Raw genomic sequence first — 15608 nt, 5'->3', positions numbered from 1 at the left:
TAAGCTCCATGGTCGAGAGGGAAACAGCCCAGAGCATCGACTAAGGCCCCTAAGCGTACGCTAAGTGGGAAAGGATGTGGAGTCGCAGAGACAACCAGGAGGTTGGCTTAGAAGCAGCCACCCTTGAAAGAGTGCGTAATAGCTCACTGGTCAAGTGATTCCGCGCCGACAATGTAGCGGGGCTCAAGCGTACCGCCGAAGTCGTGTCATTCCAGCATGTACCCCCAACGGGGGCTGGGATGGGTAGGGGAGCGTCGTGTGCTGGGTGAAGCCGCGCCGGAAGGCAGTGGTGGACGGTTCACGAGTGAGAATGCAGGCATGAGTAGCGATACACACGTGAGAAACGTGTGCGCCGATTGACTAAGGGTTCCTGGGTCAAGCTGATCTGCCCAGGGTAAGTCGGGACCTAAGGCGAGGCCGACAGGCGTAGTCGATGGACAACCGGTTGATATTCCGGTACCCGCTTTGAAACGCCCAGTACTGAATCAGGCGATGCTAAGTCCGTGAAGCCGGCCCGATCTCTTCGGAGTTGAGGGTAGTGGTGGAGCCGATGAACCAGACTTGTAGTAGGTAAGCGATGGGGTGACGCAGGAAGGTAGTCCAGCCCGGGCGGTGGTTGTCCCGGGGTAAGGGTGTAGGACGTTGTGTAGGCAAATCCGCGCAACATGTGTCTGAGACCTGATGCCGAGCCGATTGTGGTGAAGTGGATGATCCTATGCTGTCGAGAAAAGCCTCTAGCGAGTTTCATGGCGGCCCGTACCCTAAACCGACTCAGGTGGTCAGGTAGAGAATACCGAGGCGTTCGGGTGAACTATGGTTAAGGAACTCGGCAAAATGCCCCCGTAACTTCGGGAGAAGGGGGGCCACGCCTGGTGATCGGACTTGCTCCGTGAGCTGGGGGTGGCCGCAGAGACCAGCGAGAAGCGACTGTTTACTAAAAACACAGGTCCGTGCGAAGCCGTAAGGCGATGTATACGGACTGACGCCTGCCCGGTGCTGGAACGTTAAGGGGACCGGTTAGCTGCTCTTCGGGGTGGCGAAGCTGAGAACTTAAGCGCCAGTAAACGGCGGTGGTAACTATAACCATCCTAAGGTAGCGAAATTCCTTGTCGGGTAAGTTCCGACCTGCACGAATGGCGTAACGACTTCTCGACTGTCTCAACCATAGGCCCGGTGAAATTGCACTACGAGTAAAGATGCTCGTTTCGCGCAGCAGGACGGAAAGACCCCGGGACCTTTACTATAGTTTGATATTGGTGTTCGGTTCGGCTTGTGTAGGATAGGTGGGAGACTGTGAAGCGGCCACGCCAGTGGTTGTGGAGTCGTCGTTGAAATACCACTCTGGTCGTGCTGGATGTCTAACCTGGGTCCGTGATCCGGATCAGGGACAGTGTCTGATGGGTAGTTTAACTGGGGCGGTTGCCTCCTAAAGAGTAACGGAGGCGCCCAAAGGTTCCCTCAGCCTGGTTGGTAATCAGGTGTTGAGTGTAAGTGCACAAGGGAGCTTGACTGTGAGACCGACGGGTCGAGCAGGGACGAAAGTCGGGACTAGTGATCCGGCAGTGGCTTGTGGAAGCGCTGTCGCTCAACGGATAAAAGGTACCCCGGGGATAACAGGCTGATCTTCCCCAAGAGTCCATATCGACGGGATGGTTTGGCACCTCGATGTCGGCTCGTCGCATCCTGGGGCTGGAGTCGGTCCCAAGGGTTGGGCTGTTCGCCCATTAAAGCGGTACGCGAGCTGGGTTTAGAACGTCGTGAGACAGTTCGGTCCCTATCCGCTGTGCGCGTAGGAATATTGAGAAGGGCTGTCCCTAGTACGAGAGGACCGGGACGGACGAACCTCTGGTGTGCCAGTTGTTCTGCCAAGGGCATGGCTGGTTGGCTACGTTCGGAAAGGATAACCGCTGAAAGCATCTAAGCGGGAAGCCTGCTTCGAGATGAGTATTCCCACCTCCTTTGAGGGGTTAAGGCTCCCAGTAGACGACTGGGTTGATAGGCCAGATGTGGAAGCCCTGTGAGGGGTGGAGCTGACTGGTACTAATAGGCCGAGGGCTTGTCCTCAGTTGCTCGCGTCCACTGTGTTGTTCCCGGGTTGCGAACAGTTATCGCGCCGGTTGAACAGCTTCACTACTTAATTGAAGAGTGTGCTTGTTCGCTAGAACCCGATAGGGTTTCGGTGGTCATTGCGTTAGGGAAACGCCCGGTTACATTCCGAACCCGGAAGCTAAGCCTTTCAGCGCCGATGGTACTGCAGGGGGGACCCTGTGGGAGAGTAGGACGCCGCCGAACAATCTTTCAAGGACCCCTGGTCCCAGCGTTCACGCTGGGACCAGGGGTCCTTTTGTTTTTGTCGAAGCGCGTCCGACGGTCGGCTGCGCGAGAATGTCTGTGGTACCCGAAGACAGGAGTCACACCCATGTCCACCAACTCTCCCGACGATCGTCCGGAGCGCGAGCCGCGCCGCCGGGACGGTGGTGACCGGGGCGGTTACCGCGGTGGTCGTGACGACCGGTCCGGTTCCGCGGGTCCTCGTCGCGACAACGACCGCGACTTCCGCCGTGATGACAACCGGGGCGGTGGCTCCGGTGGCGGCTTCCGTCGCGATGACAGCCGTCCTTCCGGTGGCGGTTTCCGGCGTGATGACCGCGACCGTGATCGTGACCGTGGACCTCGTCGGGATGACCGGCCGCGTGGTCCGCGTCGCGATGACGACCGTCCCAGTGGTGGTGGGTTCCGCCGTGACGACAACCGGCGCGACGACAACCGGGGCGGCGGCTACGGCGGCGGCTTCCCTCGCGATGACCGGGGGGGAAAGGCCGGCAGCGGCTTCCGTCGTGATGACAACCGTGGTGACGGTTCCGGCGGCGGTTTCCGTCGGGACGACCGGGGTGGTAGCGCCGGCGGCGGTTTCCGTCGGGACGACCGGGGTGGTAGCGCCGGCGGCGGGTTTCGGCGTGACGACGACCGTGGTGGTCGTGGGTTCGAGCGTCGTGACGACCGTCCCCGTGGCCCGCGTCGTGACGATGACCGTCCCAGTGGTGGTGGGTTCCGGCGTGACGACAACCGCCGTGATGACAACCGCGGTGGCGGTTCCGGCGGTGGGTTCCGTCGGGATGACCGGGGTGGTAGCGCCGGCGGCGGTTTCCGTCGGGACGACCGGGGTGGTAGCGCCGGCGGCGGGTTTCGGCGTGACGACGACCGTGGTGGTCGTGGGTTCGAGCGTCGTGACGACCGTCCCCGTGGCCCGCGTCGCGATGACGACCGTCCCAGTGGTGGTGGGTTCCGCCGTGACGACAACCGCCGTGACGACAACCGGGGCGGCGGCTACGGCGGCGGCTTCCGTCGCGATGACAGCCGTCCTTCCGGCGGTGGCTTCCGGCGTGATGACCGCGACCGTGATCGTGACCGTGGGCCTCGTCGTGATGATGACCGTGGTGGCTACCGAGGTGGTCGCCCCGGTGGCGGTGGCGGGTTCGAGCGTCGTGACGACCGGCCGCGCGGTCCGCGTCGCGACGACGACCGTCCGGGCGGCGGCGGTGGCTTCCGCCGCGACGACAACCGGGGTGGCTCCGGTGGCGGGTTCCGGCGGGACGACCGCGACCGTGACCGGGACCGCGGTGGTTACCGGGGCGGGCAGCGGGACGACCGCGGCCGCGGCGGGTTCCGTCGCGACGACCGGGACCGTGACCGCGACCGGGAGCCGATCAAGCGGCTGCCGATCCCCGAGGACGTCACCGGCGAGGAGATCGACAAGGACGTCCGCCAGGAGCTGATGAGCCTCCCGAAGACCCTGGCGGAGGACGTCGCGCGCAACCTCGTCATGGTGGCCCGGCTGATCGACGAGGACCCCGAGGAGGCGTACGCGTACTCCCGCATCGCCCTGCGGCTGGCCTCGCGCGTCGCCGCCGTCCGGGAAGCGGCCGGATTCGCGGCCTACGCCACGCAGAGGTACGCGGAGGCGCTGGCCGAGTTCCGGGCGTCGCGGCGGATGACCGGGTCCGTGGAGCTGTGGCCCGTCATGGCCGACTGCGAGCGCGGCCTCGGCCGGCCCGAGCGGGCGATGGCCATGGCCGGTGAGCCCGAGGTGCAGAAGCTGGACAAGGCCGGGCAGGTCGAGATGCGGCTCGTCGCCGCCGGGGCCCGTCGGGACATGGGGCAGATCGACGCCGCCATCGTCACGCTGCAGAGCCCCGAGCTGGCCTCCCACTCCATCCAGCCGTGGACCCCGCGCCTCCGTTACGCGTACGCGGACGCCCTGCTGGAGGCCGGGCGCGAGGACGAGGCACGTGAGTGGTTCGGCAAGGCCCTGGAGGCCGACAAGGACGGCTCGACCGACGCGTCGGACCGGCTCGCCGAGCTGGACGGGGTGGAGTTCGTCGACGCCCTCGGGGACGACGAGGACGAGACCGCCGACGCCCCTGAGGCGGCCACGGCTGACGCGGCGGACCAGGACGAGCGCGGTGACGAGCCGGGCAAGGACTAGGCCCTAGGACGCAGAACAGGAAAGGGGCGGTACTCCCTCGGGAGTACCGCCCCTTTCCTGTGTGCCCGTCGGTCTTCTCAGTCGAGGGTCAGACTGCGCATGACCAGGCCCGTCGCCGGCTTCGGGCCGAAGGACGTGGACTTACGGGGCATGGTGACCCCCTGCCGGGCCAGATCCCGGACGGTCTCCTCGCGTACCGGATGCATGAGCACCGCCGTGGCACCGAGGCGTTCGGCCTGTTCGACGGCGGCGCCCGTGTCGTGGATGTAGCCGATGTGCCCGGGGGCGTCGGGGATCCGCCAGACCTCGTCCAGCAGCGCCGAGTGGAGCACCGTCGCGTCCAGCGTGCGCCACGCCTCGGGGCGGTCCGTGCGGATCGTCCGGGCCAGCAGCTCCGGGTCCGGGCGGTCCACCAGGTGGAAGCCGCCGTCGCCGGCGAGGAGGAACGCGTTGCCCTCCGCCGCCGCACCGGCCAGGGCGTCCAGCGCGCGGGGCAGCGGGCCCGCCACCGTACGGAGCCGGAAGAGGCCCGACAGCCCTTCGAGCGCCCGGGCCACCGGCAGGCCGCGCAGCAGGCGGTGGATCGCGCGGACCTGGAGCGGGTGGCGGGCGGTGTCGACGAGGAGGACGAGCCCGAAGTCCCAGGGGCCCGGGGCGGACTGCTCCCGCTGGAGCCTGAGGTAGGTGGCCCAGCGGTGGTGCCCGTCGGCGATCAGCGCCTGGTGGCGGGCGAGATCCGTCTCGATCTCGCCGCGCTCGGCCGGGTCCGTGACCGCCCAGAGGCGGTGGTGGAAACCGTCCTCCGTCGTGGTGGAGAGCAGCGGAGGCCGCTCGGCCGTCCGCTCGATGACCGCCGCGGCGCCCGTGGCCGAGCCGTCGCCGCGGTAGGTCAGCAGCAGCGGTTCCAGATGGGCCTGGGCCGTGCGCATCAGCTCGGCGCGGTCCGCCACGATGTCGTCCATGACGTCCTCGTGCGGCAGCACGATCCCGTCGGCCGCGGGCGAGAGCGCCAGGGCGCCGATCACGCCGCGCTGGAGGATCCCGTCGGTGCGCTGCTCGTAGACGTAGAGCGCGGGCTCCGGGTCCGGGGCGATCACGCCCTCGGCCAGCCAGCGTTCCAGCGTCCTCGCCGCCTGCCGGTGCCGCTCCCCGGCGGTGTCCGCCTGGGGGAGGATGAGGCGCACGATGTTGTGCGGGTCCGCCGACTCCAGGTGGTGCAGACCGTCGGGCCTGACGACCACGTCGTACGGGGGCGAGGTCACCGCGGCCAGGCTGCCGACCCGCTCGGGGACGTAACGCAGTCCGCGGAACGGGATCAGCCGCAGCCCCTGCTCGTCGGGACCTGAAGTGTTCATTTGAGCATCGTATGTGTGCACGGGGCATGCGCGATGATCGGGGGAGAGACGTGGATGAGGAGCAGAGCCATATGAGCCAGAGCCAGAACCAGGGGCCGGGCACGGGCCCGCAGCACGACAGGGATCGGCCCGCCGGGAGCGGTACGGCGCTGAGCGCGGCGTACGACACGGCTCTCCTCGACCTGGACGGGGTCGTGTACGCGGGCGGCGAGGCGATCGTCCACGCCGTGGAGTCGCTGACCGCCGCCCGGGACGGCGGGATGCACCTCGCGTACGTCACCAACAACGCCCTGCGCACACCGGACGCGGTCGCGGAGCACCTGACCGAGCTGGGGGTGCCCGCCGAGGCCGCCGATGTGATCACCTCGGCCCAGGCGGTCGCCCGGCTGATGGCCGATCAGCTGCCCGCCGGGTCCCGTGTGCTGGTCGTCGGAGGCGAGGGGCTGCGGGTCGCCCTGCGGGAGCGCGGTCTCGTACCGGTGGAGTCGGCGGACGAGGATCCGGTGGCCGTGGTGCAGGGGTACGGCGGGCCGGAGCTGGCGTGGGGGCGGTTCGCGGAGGCGAGTTACGCCGTGGCGCGCGGGCTGCCGTGGTACGCGTCCAACACCGACCTGACCATTCCGGGCGCCCGGGGCATCGCACCCGGCAACGGCGCCGCCGTGGAGGTCGTACGGATCGCCACCGGCGCCGAACCGCAGGTGGCGGGGAAGCCGTTGCCGCCCATGCACCGGGAGACCGTGCTGCGGACCGGGGCGCGGCGGCCGCTCGTCGTGGGGGACCGGCTGGACACGGACATCGAGGGCGCGTTCAACGGGGGAGTGGACTCCCTGCTGGTGCTCACCGGGGTGACGGACGCGGCGCGGTTGCTCGCCGCGGAGCCCCGGCACCGGCCGACCTACGTGGACCGGGATCTGCGGGGGCTGCTGACCGGGCAGCCCGAGGTCGTCGCGGAGGGCGAGGCGTTCCGGTGCGGTGGATGGACCGCGGCCGTACGGGACGGGGAAGGGCTCGTCCTGGACGGGGACGGCGATCCGCTCGACGGGCTGCGGGCGCTCTGCGGCGCCGCGTGGACCTCCGCCGGGGGTGGGGCGTTCGGGCCGGACACCGGGAAGGCCGTGGCGCGGCTGGGGCTGTAGGCCCCGGGGGTCGCGGCCCCCGGCCGGGGCTGGTCGAGCGGACCGGGACCGGACCGGCCCCCGGGCGCCGGTGTGAAGACCCGGGGCGTCAGCGTGAAGATAGGCTAACCTAACTTGATGCTGGCCGGGGGTCCGTCCGGCTCCGATCCACCGGACACCCTCCGACTCCGGGAGTAACGACCATGCAGCGCCTCACCGCGGAATCGGTGACCCTCGGCTACGACCAGCGGATCATCGCCGAGGATCTCTCGGTCGAGATACCCGACAACTCCTTCACCGTGATCGTCGGGCCCAACGCCTGCGGCAAGTCGACGCTGCTGCGCTCGCTCGCCCGGATGCTGAAGCCGAGCCGGGGGCAGGTGCTGCTGGACGGGCAGATCATCCACCAGCTGCCCGCGAAGAAGGTCGCCCGGACGCTGGGGCTGCTGCCGCAGTCCTCCATCGCGCCCGACGGCATCACCGTCGCCGACCTCGTCGCCCGGGGCCGCTACCCCCATCAGGGGCTGCTGCGGCAGTGGTCGCCGGAGGACGAGAGGGTGGTCCAGGAGTCCATGGAGTCCACCGGGGTGGCCGGGCTGGCCGACCGTTACGTGGACGAGCTCTCCGGCGGTCAGCGGCAGCGGGTCTGGATCGCCATGGCCCTGGCCCAGCAGACGCCGCTGCTGCTGCTCGACGAGCCGACGACGTACCTCGACATCCAGCACCAGATCGATGTCCTCGACCTCTGTGCGGAGCTGCACGAGACGCAGGGGCGCACGCTCGTCGCCGTACTCCACGATCTGAACCATGCCGCGCGGTACGCCACGCACCTCATCGCGATGCGGGACGGGGAGATCGTCGCGGAGGGGGCGCCGTCCGACGTGGTCGACGCGGCGCTGGTGGAGCGGGTGTTCGGGATGCGGTGCCAGGTGATCGACGATCCGGAGACCGGGACGCCGCTCGTGGTGCCGGCGGCCAGGAAGGCGCGTCAGGCCGCCGCCTGAGGACGGTGGGCGCGGGCGGCGTCCTGGTGGGCGCTCCGTCCTCGATCGCCGGACGGGCTTGATCTTCTACAGCAGCGATCTCAGCTTCAGCAGGTCCCTGAGGCCCGCCTCCAGGCGGACGCGGCCCGACGCCCACGCCTTGGCGAAGTGGAGATCGCCGTCGACCAGGGCGACCAGGTCGTCGCCCGTCATCGTGAGGCGGATCTCGGCCTTCTCGCGGGGCGGCCCCTCGACCGTGTCCCCGACCTCGATCCGGCCATCGGCCAGGCGGCCGGTGAACGTGATGCCGAGGTCCTTGATGTGACAGCTCAGCGAGCGGTCGAGCGCGGCGGCGCCGCGTACGTCGCCGTCGGCCGCCGCGAGGTTGTCGGAGAGTTTGTCGAGTGCGCTGCGGCACTCCGCCATGGTCGCCATCGTGCTCGACGGTACACCGGCCCGTCGCGGTAGCGTTTCGGCATGAGCGACTGGATGCCGGAGGCCGAGGGGCCCTCCCACGAGCCCGCCGAGCCCGCGCCGCTGGGCGTCGGGCGCACCCCCACCGGCCGGGCCGAGGTCGACGTCCTCCTGGAGCGGCTGGCCGACGCGGACCACCTCCCGGCGGACGGGCACACCGAGGTGTACGAGGATGTACACGGTGGCCTCAAGGACGCGCTGACCTCGCTGGACGCCCGTCCCGCCGCCGTACCCGGGCCGCCCGGTCCGCCAGCCGTATCCGGAACCCCATCCGCGTACGACCACACGCACGACCACAGGAGCTGAACCGAACGTGGCAGGAGTGGCACGTCGCCGCCTCGACGCCGAGCTGGTACGCCGTAAGCTCGCCCGCTCGCGCGAGCACGCGAGCCAGCTGATCGCCGCGGGGCGGGTCACCGTCGGCCGGACCACCGCGACCAAACCCGCCACCCAGGTCGAGACGGCCGCCGCGATCGTCGTGGCCAAGGACGACGACGACCCCGAGTACGTCTCGCGCGGCGGGCACAAGCTGGCCGGGGCGCTGGCCGCCTTCGTCCCGCAGGGGCTGGCCGTCGAGGGGCGGCGGGCGCTGGACGCCGGGGCGTCGACCGGCGGGTTCACCGACGTCCTGCTGCGGGCCGGGGCCCGGCAGGTCGTCGCCGTCGACGTCGGGTACGGGCAGCTCGCCTGGTCGCTGCGGTCGGATGAACGCGTGGTCGTCAAGGACCGTACCAACGTACGGGAGTTGACGTTGGAGGACATCGACGGGGAGGTGGTCGACCTGGTGGTGGGGGATCTGTCCTTCATCCCGCTCGGGCTCGTGCTGCCCGCCCTCGCCCGGTGCGCGGCCCCCGACGCGGACCTGGTCCTCATGGTCAAACCGCAGTTCGAGGTGGGCAAGGAGCGGCTCGGCAGCGGGGGAGTGGTGCGCAGTACGGAGCTGCGCGCCGAGGCGGTACGTGAAGTGGCGCGCCGGGCCCGGGGGCTCGGCCTCGGGGTGTGCGGGGTGACGGCCAGTCCGCTGCCCGGCCCCTCGGGGAACGTCGAATACTTTCTGTGGCTGCGGGCCGGCGCACCTGAGCTGGATCCCGCGGATGTCGACCGTGCAGTGGCGGAGGGGCCTCGTTGACGACGAATGTGACGACGACGAATGTGACGACGAACGCGGAACGGACGGTCTTCCTTCTGGCGCACACCGGCCGCCCGGCCGCGATCCGCAGCGCGGAACTCGTCGTGCAGGGGCTGCTGCGCAACGGGCTCGGTGTACGGGTCCTGGCGACCGAGGCGGCCGATCTGCCGCTCCCGGAGGCCGTGGAGACGGTCACCGACACCAGCCCCGCCGCCGTGGACGGCTGCGAGCTGCTGATCGTCCTCGGCGGGGACGGGACGCTGCTGCGAGGCGCGGAGTTCTCCCGCGCCTCCGGGGTGCCGATGCTCGGCGTCAACCTCGGGCGTGTCGGATTCCTCGCGGAGGCCGAGCGCGACGACCTCGACAAGGTGGTCTCGCGGGTCGTCACCCGTGACTACGACGTCGAGGAGCGCATGACGATCGACGTCCTCGTGCACAGCAACGGGGACGTCGTGCACACCGACTGGGCGCTCAACGAGGCGGCCGTGCAGAAGGTGTCGCCCGAGCGGATGCTCGAAGTGGTCCTGGAGATCGACGGGCGTCCGGTGACCGGCTTCGGCTGCGACGGGATCGTCTGTGCGACCCCGACCGGTTCGACCGCGTACGCCTTCTCGGCGGGCGGTCCGGTCGTCTGGCCGGAGGTGGAGGCGCTGCTGATGGTCCCGATCAGCGCGCACGCCCTGTTCGCCAAGCCGCTGGTGACCTCGCCCACCTCCGTGCTGGCCGTGGAGGTCCAGCCGCACACGCCGCACGGGGTGCTCTGGTGCGACGGGCGGCGGACGGTGGAGCTGCCGGCCGGGGCCCGGGTCGAGGTGCGGCGCGGGGCGGTGCCCGTACGGCTGGCGCGGCTCCACCAGGCCTCGTTCACGGACCGGCTGGTCGCGAAGTTCGCGCTGCCGGTGTCGGGGTGGCGGGGCGCGCCCCACTGACCGGCACGGCGGCCCTCGACGGCGCCCGCGGCCCTCGGGCACGCCCGGGAGCGCCCGGGAACGCTCGGGAACGCTCGGGAGAGTGAATCCGGGAGCGGGGGCCGTCGCGCGTCCGCCTCGGAACCTCGTAAGGTCGTGTCCGTGTTGGAGGAGATGCGGATACGGTCGCTCGGAGTCATCGACGACGCGGTGGTGGAGCTGTCACCCGGCTTCACCGCGGTGACGGGTGAGACCGGCGCGGGCAAGACCATGGTCGTCACGAGCCTCGGGCTGCTGCTCGGCGGGCGTGCCGACCCCGCCCTCGTACGGGTCGGGGCGAAAGCCGCCGTCGTCGAGGGCCGGATCACGGTGTCCGAGGGCGACGCGGTGGTGGCACGGGCCGCGGAGGCCGGGGCGGAACTCGACGACGGCGCGCTGCTCATCAGCCGTACCGTTTCGGCGGAGGGACGCTCCCGGGCCCACCTCGGCGGCAGATCCGTGCCGGTCGGGGTCCTGACCGAGCTGGCGGACGAACTGGTCGCCGTGCACGGCCAGACCGACCAGCAGGGGCTGCTCAAACCCGCGCGGCAGCGGCAGGCGCTGGACCGGTACGCCGGGGACGGCGTGGAGGTCCCGCACACCAAGTACGCGGCGGCCTACCGGCGGCTGCGGGCCGTGGCGGCCGAGCTGGAGGAGCTGACCACCCGGGCCCGGGAGCGGGCCCAGGAGGCGGACCTGCTGCGGTTCGGGCTGAACGAGGTCGCCGCCGTCGAGCCGCTGCCGGGCGAGGACGCCGAACTGGCCGCCGAGGCGGAACGGCTCGGGCACGCCGAGGCCCTCGCCTCCGCCGCCGCCCTCGCGCACACCGCGCTGGCGGGGAACCCGGAGGACCCGGAGAGCGTCGACGCCACCACCGTGGTCGCCGCCGCCGGGCAGGCGCTGGACGGGGTCCGGGCCCACGACCCGGCGCTGGCCGCGCTGGCGGACCGGGTGGGGGAGATCTCCATCCTGCTCGCCGACGTCTCCGGCGAACTGGCCGGGTACGCGGACCAGCTCGACGCCGATCCGCTGCGGCTGGCCGCCGTGGAGGAGCGCCGGGCGGCCCTCACCACCCTGACCCGGAAGTACGGCGAGGACATCGCGGCCGTGCTCGCCTGGGCGCAGGAGGGCGCGGGCCGGCTCACCGAGCTGGAGGGCGACGACGAGCGGATCGGTGAGCTGACCGCCGAGCGGGACGCGCTGCGCGCCGAACTCTCCGTGCTGGGGCAGGCGTTGACCGACGCGCGGACGGAGGCGGCCGCCCGGTTCGCGGAGGCGGTCACCGAGGAGCTGGCCTCGCTCGCCATGCCGCACGCCCGGGTCTCCTTCGCCATCCGGCAGACCGAGGCGGCGGACGAGGCGTCCGGCATCGACATCGGCGGGCGGTCCGTCGTCTACGGCCCCTCGGGCGCGGACGAGGTGGAGCTGCTGCTCGCCCCGCACCCGGGCGCCCAGCCCCGGCCGATCGCCAAGGGCGCGTCGGGCGGTGAGCTGTCCCGGGTGATGCTCGCGGTGGAGGTCGTCTTCGCGGGCTCCGACCCGGTGCCCACGTACCTCTTCGACGAGGTCGACGCGGGTGTCGGCGGCAAGGCGGCGGTCGAGGTCGGGCGGCGCCTGGCCAAGCTCGCCCGGTCCGCGCAGGTCGTCGTCGTCACCCACCTCCCGCAGGTCGCGGCCTTCGCCGACCGGCAGTTGCTGGTCGAGAAGACCGTGGACGGCTCGGTGACCCGCAGCGGGGTCACCGTCCTGGAGGGCGAGGACCGGGTCCGCGAGCTGTCCCGGATGCTGGCCGGCCAGGAGGACTCCGAGACGGCCCGCGCCCATGCGGAGGAGCTGCTGGCCACGGCGCGCAAGGACGGGTAGCGCGGTCGGGCGTACGGGTCCGGGCGGGGAGGTCCCTGTCCGGGCCCGGACGCGTGTGCTGGGCGGGGAGGTCCCTGTCCAGGTCCGTACGCGTGTGGGTGGGGGCCCTGTCCGGGCCCGTACGCGTCTCCTGGGCGCGGAAGTCCCTGTCCGGATCCGTACGCGCGCCCTGGGCGGGAATCACGTGGTCCGGATCCCCGCAGAGGTCTCCCGGGCGGAGGCCCCCTCCGGGAGCGTGGCGTGTGCCCTGCCCACGGCCCCCCGGCATGAACGGCTCCTCCACGGCAACCTCGCGCCCCTGATTTCACCCGTGAGAGTGGTGCCGTGTGGCCGGTTGTCGCTGCGGGGAGGGCAGCAACGTTCCGCCGGTCCCGGAACGTGCGTACGGGCTGGCATCCTTGGCGCTGTACCTACCGCCGACTCGGGGACCCCGGGAGCCAATCAACGTGTCACAGCTGCGTACGGTCCAAGTCCTGGGCGGCGGCAGTGCGGGCAGCAGCGCGCATGTCGGGTCGCTGGCCGCCGGGCTGGTGGCGCGTGGGGTGCAGGTCACCGTCTGCGCCCCGCAAGAGGTGGATCGCGCCTACGACTTCGGGGCGACCGGGGCCCGCTTCCTGCCGGTGCCCCGGCGCAGCGACCCGGCCGCCGTCGCCGCGCTCCGGGCCGCCTGCACCGGGGCCGATGTGGTGCACGCGCACGGGCTGCACGCCGCCGCCCGGACCGCCCTCGCGCTCAGCGGACGGAGCGTGCCGCTGGTGATGACCTGGCACACCCGGCGGTACGCCGAGGGGGCCCGCCGTCAGATCCTGCACCTGCTGGAGCGAAGAGCCGTACGGGCGGCTGCCGTCGTCCTCGCTCCCTCCTCCGATCTGGTGGACCGGGCGCGGCTCCGGGGGGCCCGGGACGCGCGGCTCGCCCCGGCCGCCGCTCCGTCGCCGCGCTCCTCCCAGGCCCCGCACGAGGGCAAGGTCCGGGCCGAACTGGGGGCGGTGGAGCGGCCGTTGCTGGTCGCCGTGGGCAGCCTCGTCCCGCACCACGGCTTCGGCACCCTGCTGGACGCCGCCCGCGTCTGGCGGGCACTCGACCCCGTACCGCTGGTGGTCGTCGCGGGGGAGGGGCGGGACCGGTCCGCGCTGCAGCAGCGGATCAGGGACGAGGAGTTGCCCGTACGGCTGGTCGGGTCCCGGGACGACGCCGGTGAGCTGATCGCCGCCGCCGATCTGGCCGTGCTGCCCAGCCGCTGGGAGGGCCGCTCGCTGCTGGCGCAGGAGGCCCTGCGCCTCGGCGTGCCGCTGGTGGCGACCGAGGTCGGCGGTGTGCCCGAACTGGTCGGTGAAGCAGCCGAGTTGGTTCCGTTCGGGAACGGGGAGGCGCTGGCGCGGGCGGTCGTACGGCTGCTGGGGGATCCGGAGCGGTGCGCCTGGCTGGCCGAGGCCGGCCGGGAGCAGGCCGCGGGCTGGCCCACCGAGGACGACACCATCGCCCATGTCCTCAGCGTGTACGACGAGTTGGCGCAGCCCTCCCCGCACCCGCGCTGATCTACGTGGTGTGGCGGCGGGCCCGCAGCGCCAGGCTGAGAGCCAGCACCGTCTGCGGGTCGTCCAGGTCCGTGCCCAGCAGCTCGCCGATCCGGGCCAGCCGGTTGTAGAGCGTCTGGCGGTTGAGGTGCAGTTCGCGCGCGGTCTCCGCCTTGCGGCCCGCGTGCGCCAGATACGCCTGGAGCGTCGGCAGCAGCGGCGGGCGCGAGGTGCGGTCGTGCTCGCGCAGCGGACCGATCGCCCGGTTCACGAACGCCGCCAGGTCCGGATGGTCCCGCAGCCGCCAGAGCAGCAGGTCGATGTCGAGCCGGCGGGCGTCGTACCACGGCCGGTCGTCAAGACCCTGCGCCGCGGCCGCCGTCTCCGCCGCGTGCCGCAGCCCCGCGCCCGCCGCCGCCCAGCTCCCCGCCACCCCGACCACGACCACCGGCGGCTGCGACCCGGCCCGGTCCAGCCCCGCCCGTGCCACGCCCGCCCGCAGCGCCGCCGCCACCCGGTCCGCGACCGCCGCCCGCTCGCCCTCCGACCGCAGCCCGAGCAGCAGCGGAACCCGCCCCTCCACCGGCCGTACGCCCAGCAGCACCGGGACCCCGACCGAGGCCAGCTCCTCCAGCACCGCACGGGCCAGCAGCGCCCAGTTGCCCGACGGGGACAGCTCGGGCGCCAGCCGCATCACGACCGGGAGCAGCGGGGTGTCCCCGGGCCGGAAACCGAGCACCCGGGCCTGGGCGGGGGCGTCCTCCGGGGTGATCCGGCCCTCCGCGAGATCCGTGAGGAAGTCGCCCCGGCCCCGGGCCGCCAGCTCCTCCTCCTGCCGGGCCTGCATCAGCACCACCGCGAGCAGCCCCGCCGCCCGCTCGGCCGCCATCCGGTGCACGGTCGCCAGCGGCCCCGCGACGGCGAGCAGCACCAGCCGGGCCCGTACGGCACCGGTCTCCGGACCGCCGCCGGGCACGTCCACCAGGAGCGCGCCCGTCGGCGGGGACTCCCGGGCCGCCCGGTCGCCGCGCATCCCCTCCCAGACCTGGAGCGGGTCCGCGCCCACCGGGCCGGTGCCCGTGGACGCCGCGTACAGGAGCCGGCCGTCCGGCGTCTCCAGGAAGACCGGGTTGGCGGTGAAGTCGGCCAGGATGCCGAGCACCTGCGGCACCCCGCCGCCGTCGAGCAGCGCCCGGGTGGCGCGCCGGTGCACCTCCTCCGCCTGCTGGAGCAGGGCGTAGTGCCCGTTGACGATCTCGGTGTGCACCTCCTCGGTCACCGCGACGAACGGCACCTCGCGGTGGAGCTGCACCAGCGGCAGCCCGGCCGCGCGGGCCGCGTCCACGATGGAGGCGGGCAGCCTGCTGAAGCGCGGGCCCAGCTCCACCACCAGGGCGGCGATCCCCCGGTCGGCGAGGCGGCGGACGAACGCGCGCTGCTCGGCGGGGCGGGTGCCCAGGCCCAGGCCGGTGGTGAGGAGCAGCTCGCCGCCCTTGAGCAGGGACGCGATGTTGGGCACCTCGCCCGCGTGCACCCACCGCACCGTACGGTTCAGCCGGTCCGCGCCGGCCACCACCTCCGGGAGCCCGGCGCGCAGCCCCGGCAGCTCCAGCGCCCGCTGCACGGTGATCCCGCTCTGGCTCTCCACGTACCCGGCCCGCTTTCCCCTTGTTCCCGCCGCCCGTGCCCCGGGCGTCCGTCCTGTTCAGGACGCTACCGCCCGGGGCACGGGGTGCGCA

12 protein-coding genes and 2 rRNA genes (1 of these 14 running past the window's edge) are annotated in these 15608 nt (G+C 71.7%); 11 read left to right on the top strand and 3 right to left on the bottom strand.

Annotated elements, in window-relative coordinates; genetic code table 11:
* The 4 genes from ACQ9ZG_RS05765 to ACQ9ZG_RS05750 all read left to right on the top strand — a co-directional run.
* A 23S ribosomal RNA gene (locus ACQ9ZG_RS05765) occupies nt 1-2064 on the top strand (it extends 1061 nt beyond the left edge of the window).
* 111 nt (nt 2065-2175) lie between these two features.
* Nucleotides 2176-2292 (top strand): 5S ribosomal RNA (gene rrf / locus ACQ9ZG_RS05760).
* 212 nt (nt 2293-2504) lie between these two features.
* Nucleotides 2505-3776, top strand: a complete 1272-nt coding sequence (locus ACQ9ZG_RS05755; protein ID WP_219995641.1) for a hypothetical protein — start codon at nt 2505-2507, stop codon at nt 3774-3776.
* Nucleotides 3776-4486, top strand: coding sequence for a tetratricopeptide repeat protein (locus ACQ9ZG_RS05750; RefSeq protein ID WP_109917263.1), 711 nt, complete (start codon nt 3776-3778; stop codon nt 4484-4486). Before ACQ9ZG_RS05755 ends, ACQ9ZG_RS05750 begins: the two co-directional genes overlap by 1 nt.
* Nucleotides 4487-4563: 77 nt before the next feature.
* Here the strand turns inward: ACQ9ZG_RS05750 and ACQ9ZG_RS05745 are convergent, their stop codons facing one another.
* Complete coding sequence (locus ACQ9ZG_RS05745; protein WP_499280052.1) at nt 4564-5841, bottom strand: DUF1015 family protein; 1278 nt, start codon at nt 5839-5841, stop codon at nt 4564-4566.
* A 71-nt stretch (nt 5842-5912) separates the two neighbouring features.
* Between ACQ9ZG_RS05745 and ACQ9ZG_RS05740 the strand changes: the two genes are divergently transcribed.
* Nucleotides 5913-6977, top strand: coding sequence for an HAD-IIA family hydrolase (locus ACQ9ZG_RS05740; RefSeq protein WP_028419855.1), 1065 nt, complete (start codon nt 5913-5915; stop codon nt 6975-6977).
* A 182-nt stretch (nt 6978-7159) separates the two neighbouring features.
* Nucleotides 7160-7960 (top strand): ABC transporter ATP-binding protein, encoded by an 801-nt coding sequence (locus ACQ9ZG_RS05735; RefSeq protein WP_028419856.1) that lies wholly within the window; start codon nt 7160-7162, stop codon nt 7958-7960.
* 66 nt (nt 7961-8026) lie between these two features.
* On the opposite strand, the gene ACQ9ZG_RS05730 is transcribed toward ACQ9ZG_RS05735, so the two are convergent.
* Nucleotides 8027-8374: an SCP2 sterol-binding domain-containing protein gene (locus tag ACQ9ZG_RS05730; protein WP_109916770.1), complete on the bottom strand. Its 348-nt coding sequence runs from the start codon at nt 8372-8374 to the stop codon at nt 8027-8029.
* 42 nt (nt 8375-8416) lie between these two features.
* On the opposite strand from ACQ9ZG_RS05730, the gene ACQ9ZG_RS05725 reads away from it, so the two are divergent.
* The 5 genes from ACQ9ZG_RS05725 to ACQ9ZG_RS05705 all read left to right on the top strand — a co-directional run bounded on the left by ACQ9ZG_RS05725 (nt 8417) and on the right by ACQ9ZG_RS05705 (nt 13890).
* Entirely contained in the window at nt 8417-8719 is a 303-nt protein-coding gene (locus tag ACQ9ZG_RS05725; RefSeq protein ID WP_109916771.1) for a hypothetical protein, read from the top strand.
* Nucleotides 8720-8726: 7 nt separating this feature from the next.
* Complete coding sequence (locus tag ACQ9ZG_RS05720) at nt 8727-9542, top strand: TlyA family RNA methyltransferase (protein WP_499280051.1); 816 nt, start codon at nt 8727-8729, stop codon at nt 9540-9542.
* 23 nt (nt 9543-9565) lie between these two features.
* Nucleotides 9566-10471 (top strand): NAD kinase, encoded by a 906-nt coding sequence (locus ACQ9ZG_RS05715; RefSeq protein WP_018488045.1) that lies wholly within the window; start codon nt 9566-9568, stop codon nt 10469-10471.
* Nucleotides 10472-10606: 135 nt separating this feature from the next.
* Nucleotides 10607-12352 (top strand): DNA repair protein RecN, encoded by a 1746-nt coding sequence (gene recN / locus ACQ9ZG_RS05710; protein WP_499280049.1) that lies wholly within the window; start codon nt 10607-10609, stop codon nt 12350-12352.
* A 446-nt stretch (nt 12353-12798) separates the two neighbouring features.
* Entirely contained in the window at nt 12799-13890 is a 1092-nt protein-coding gene (locus tag ACQ9ZG_RS05705) for a glycosyltransferase family 4 protein (protein ID WP_499280048.1), read from the top strand.
* Nucleotide 13891: 1 nt separating this feature from the next.
* On the opposite strand, the gene ACQ9ZG_RS05700 is transcribed toward ACQ9ZG_RS05705, so the two are convergent.
* Nucleotides 13892-15517 carry a PucR family transcriptional regulator gene (locus tag ACQ9ZG_RS05700; protein ID WP_119823786.1) on the bottom strand — a complete coding sequence of 542 codons (1626 nt, stop codon included), beginning with the start codon at nt 15515-15517 and terminating at the stop codon, nt 13892-13894.
* Nucleotides 15518-15608 lie beyond the last annotated feature (91 nt).

The organism is Streptomyces araujoniae (genome assembly GCF_050871195.1).
Taxonomy (GTDB): domain Bacteria; phylum Actinomycetota; class Actinomycetes; order Streptomycetales; family Streptomycetaceae; genus Streptomyces; species Streptomyces bacillaris.
Note: the sequence above shows the minus strand (reverse complement) of the source record. Positions and strands in the feature narration are given on the sequence as shown.

What these genes read in the sequence shown, in the direction of transcription:
- ACQ9ZG_RS05750 (WP_109917263.1), top strand. Translation starts at nt 3,776, where the DNA reads ATGAGCCTCCCGAAGACCCTGGCGGAGGACGTCGCGCGCAACCTCGTC.
- ACQ9ZG_RS05745 (WP_499280052.1), bottom strand. Translation starts at nt 5,841, where the DNA reads ATGAACACTTCAGGTCCCGACGAGCAGGGGCTGCGGCTGATCCCGTTC.
- ACQ9ZG_RS05740 (WP_028419855.1), top strand. Translation starts at nt 5,913, where the DNA reads ATGAGCCAGAGCCAGAACCAGGGGCCGGGCACGGGCCCGCAGCACGAC.
- ACQ9ZG_RS05735 (WP_028419856.1), top strand. Translation starts at nt 7,160, where the DNA reads ATGCAGCGCCTCACCGCGGAATCGGTGACCCTCGGCTACGACCAGCGG.
- ACQ9ZG_RS05730 (WP_109916770.1), bottom strand. Translation starts at nt 8,374, where the DNA reads ATGGCGACCATGGCGGAGTGCCGCAGCGCACTCGACAAACTCTCCGAC.
- ACQ9ZG_RS05725 (WP_109916771.1), top strand. Translation starts at nt 8,417, where the DNA reads ATGAGCGACTGGATGCCGGAGGCCGAGGGGCCCTCCCACGAGCCCGCC.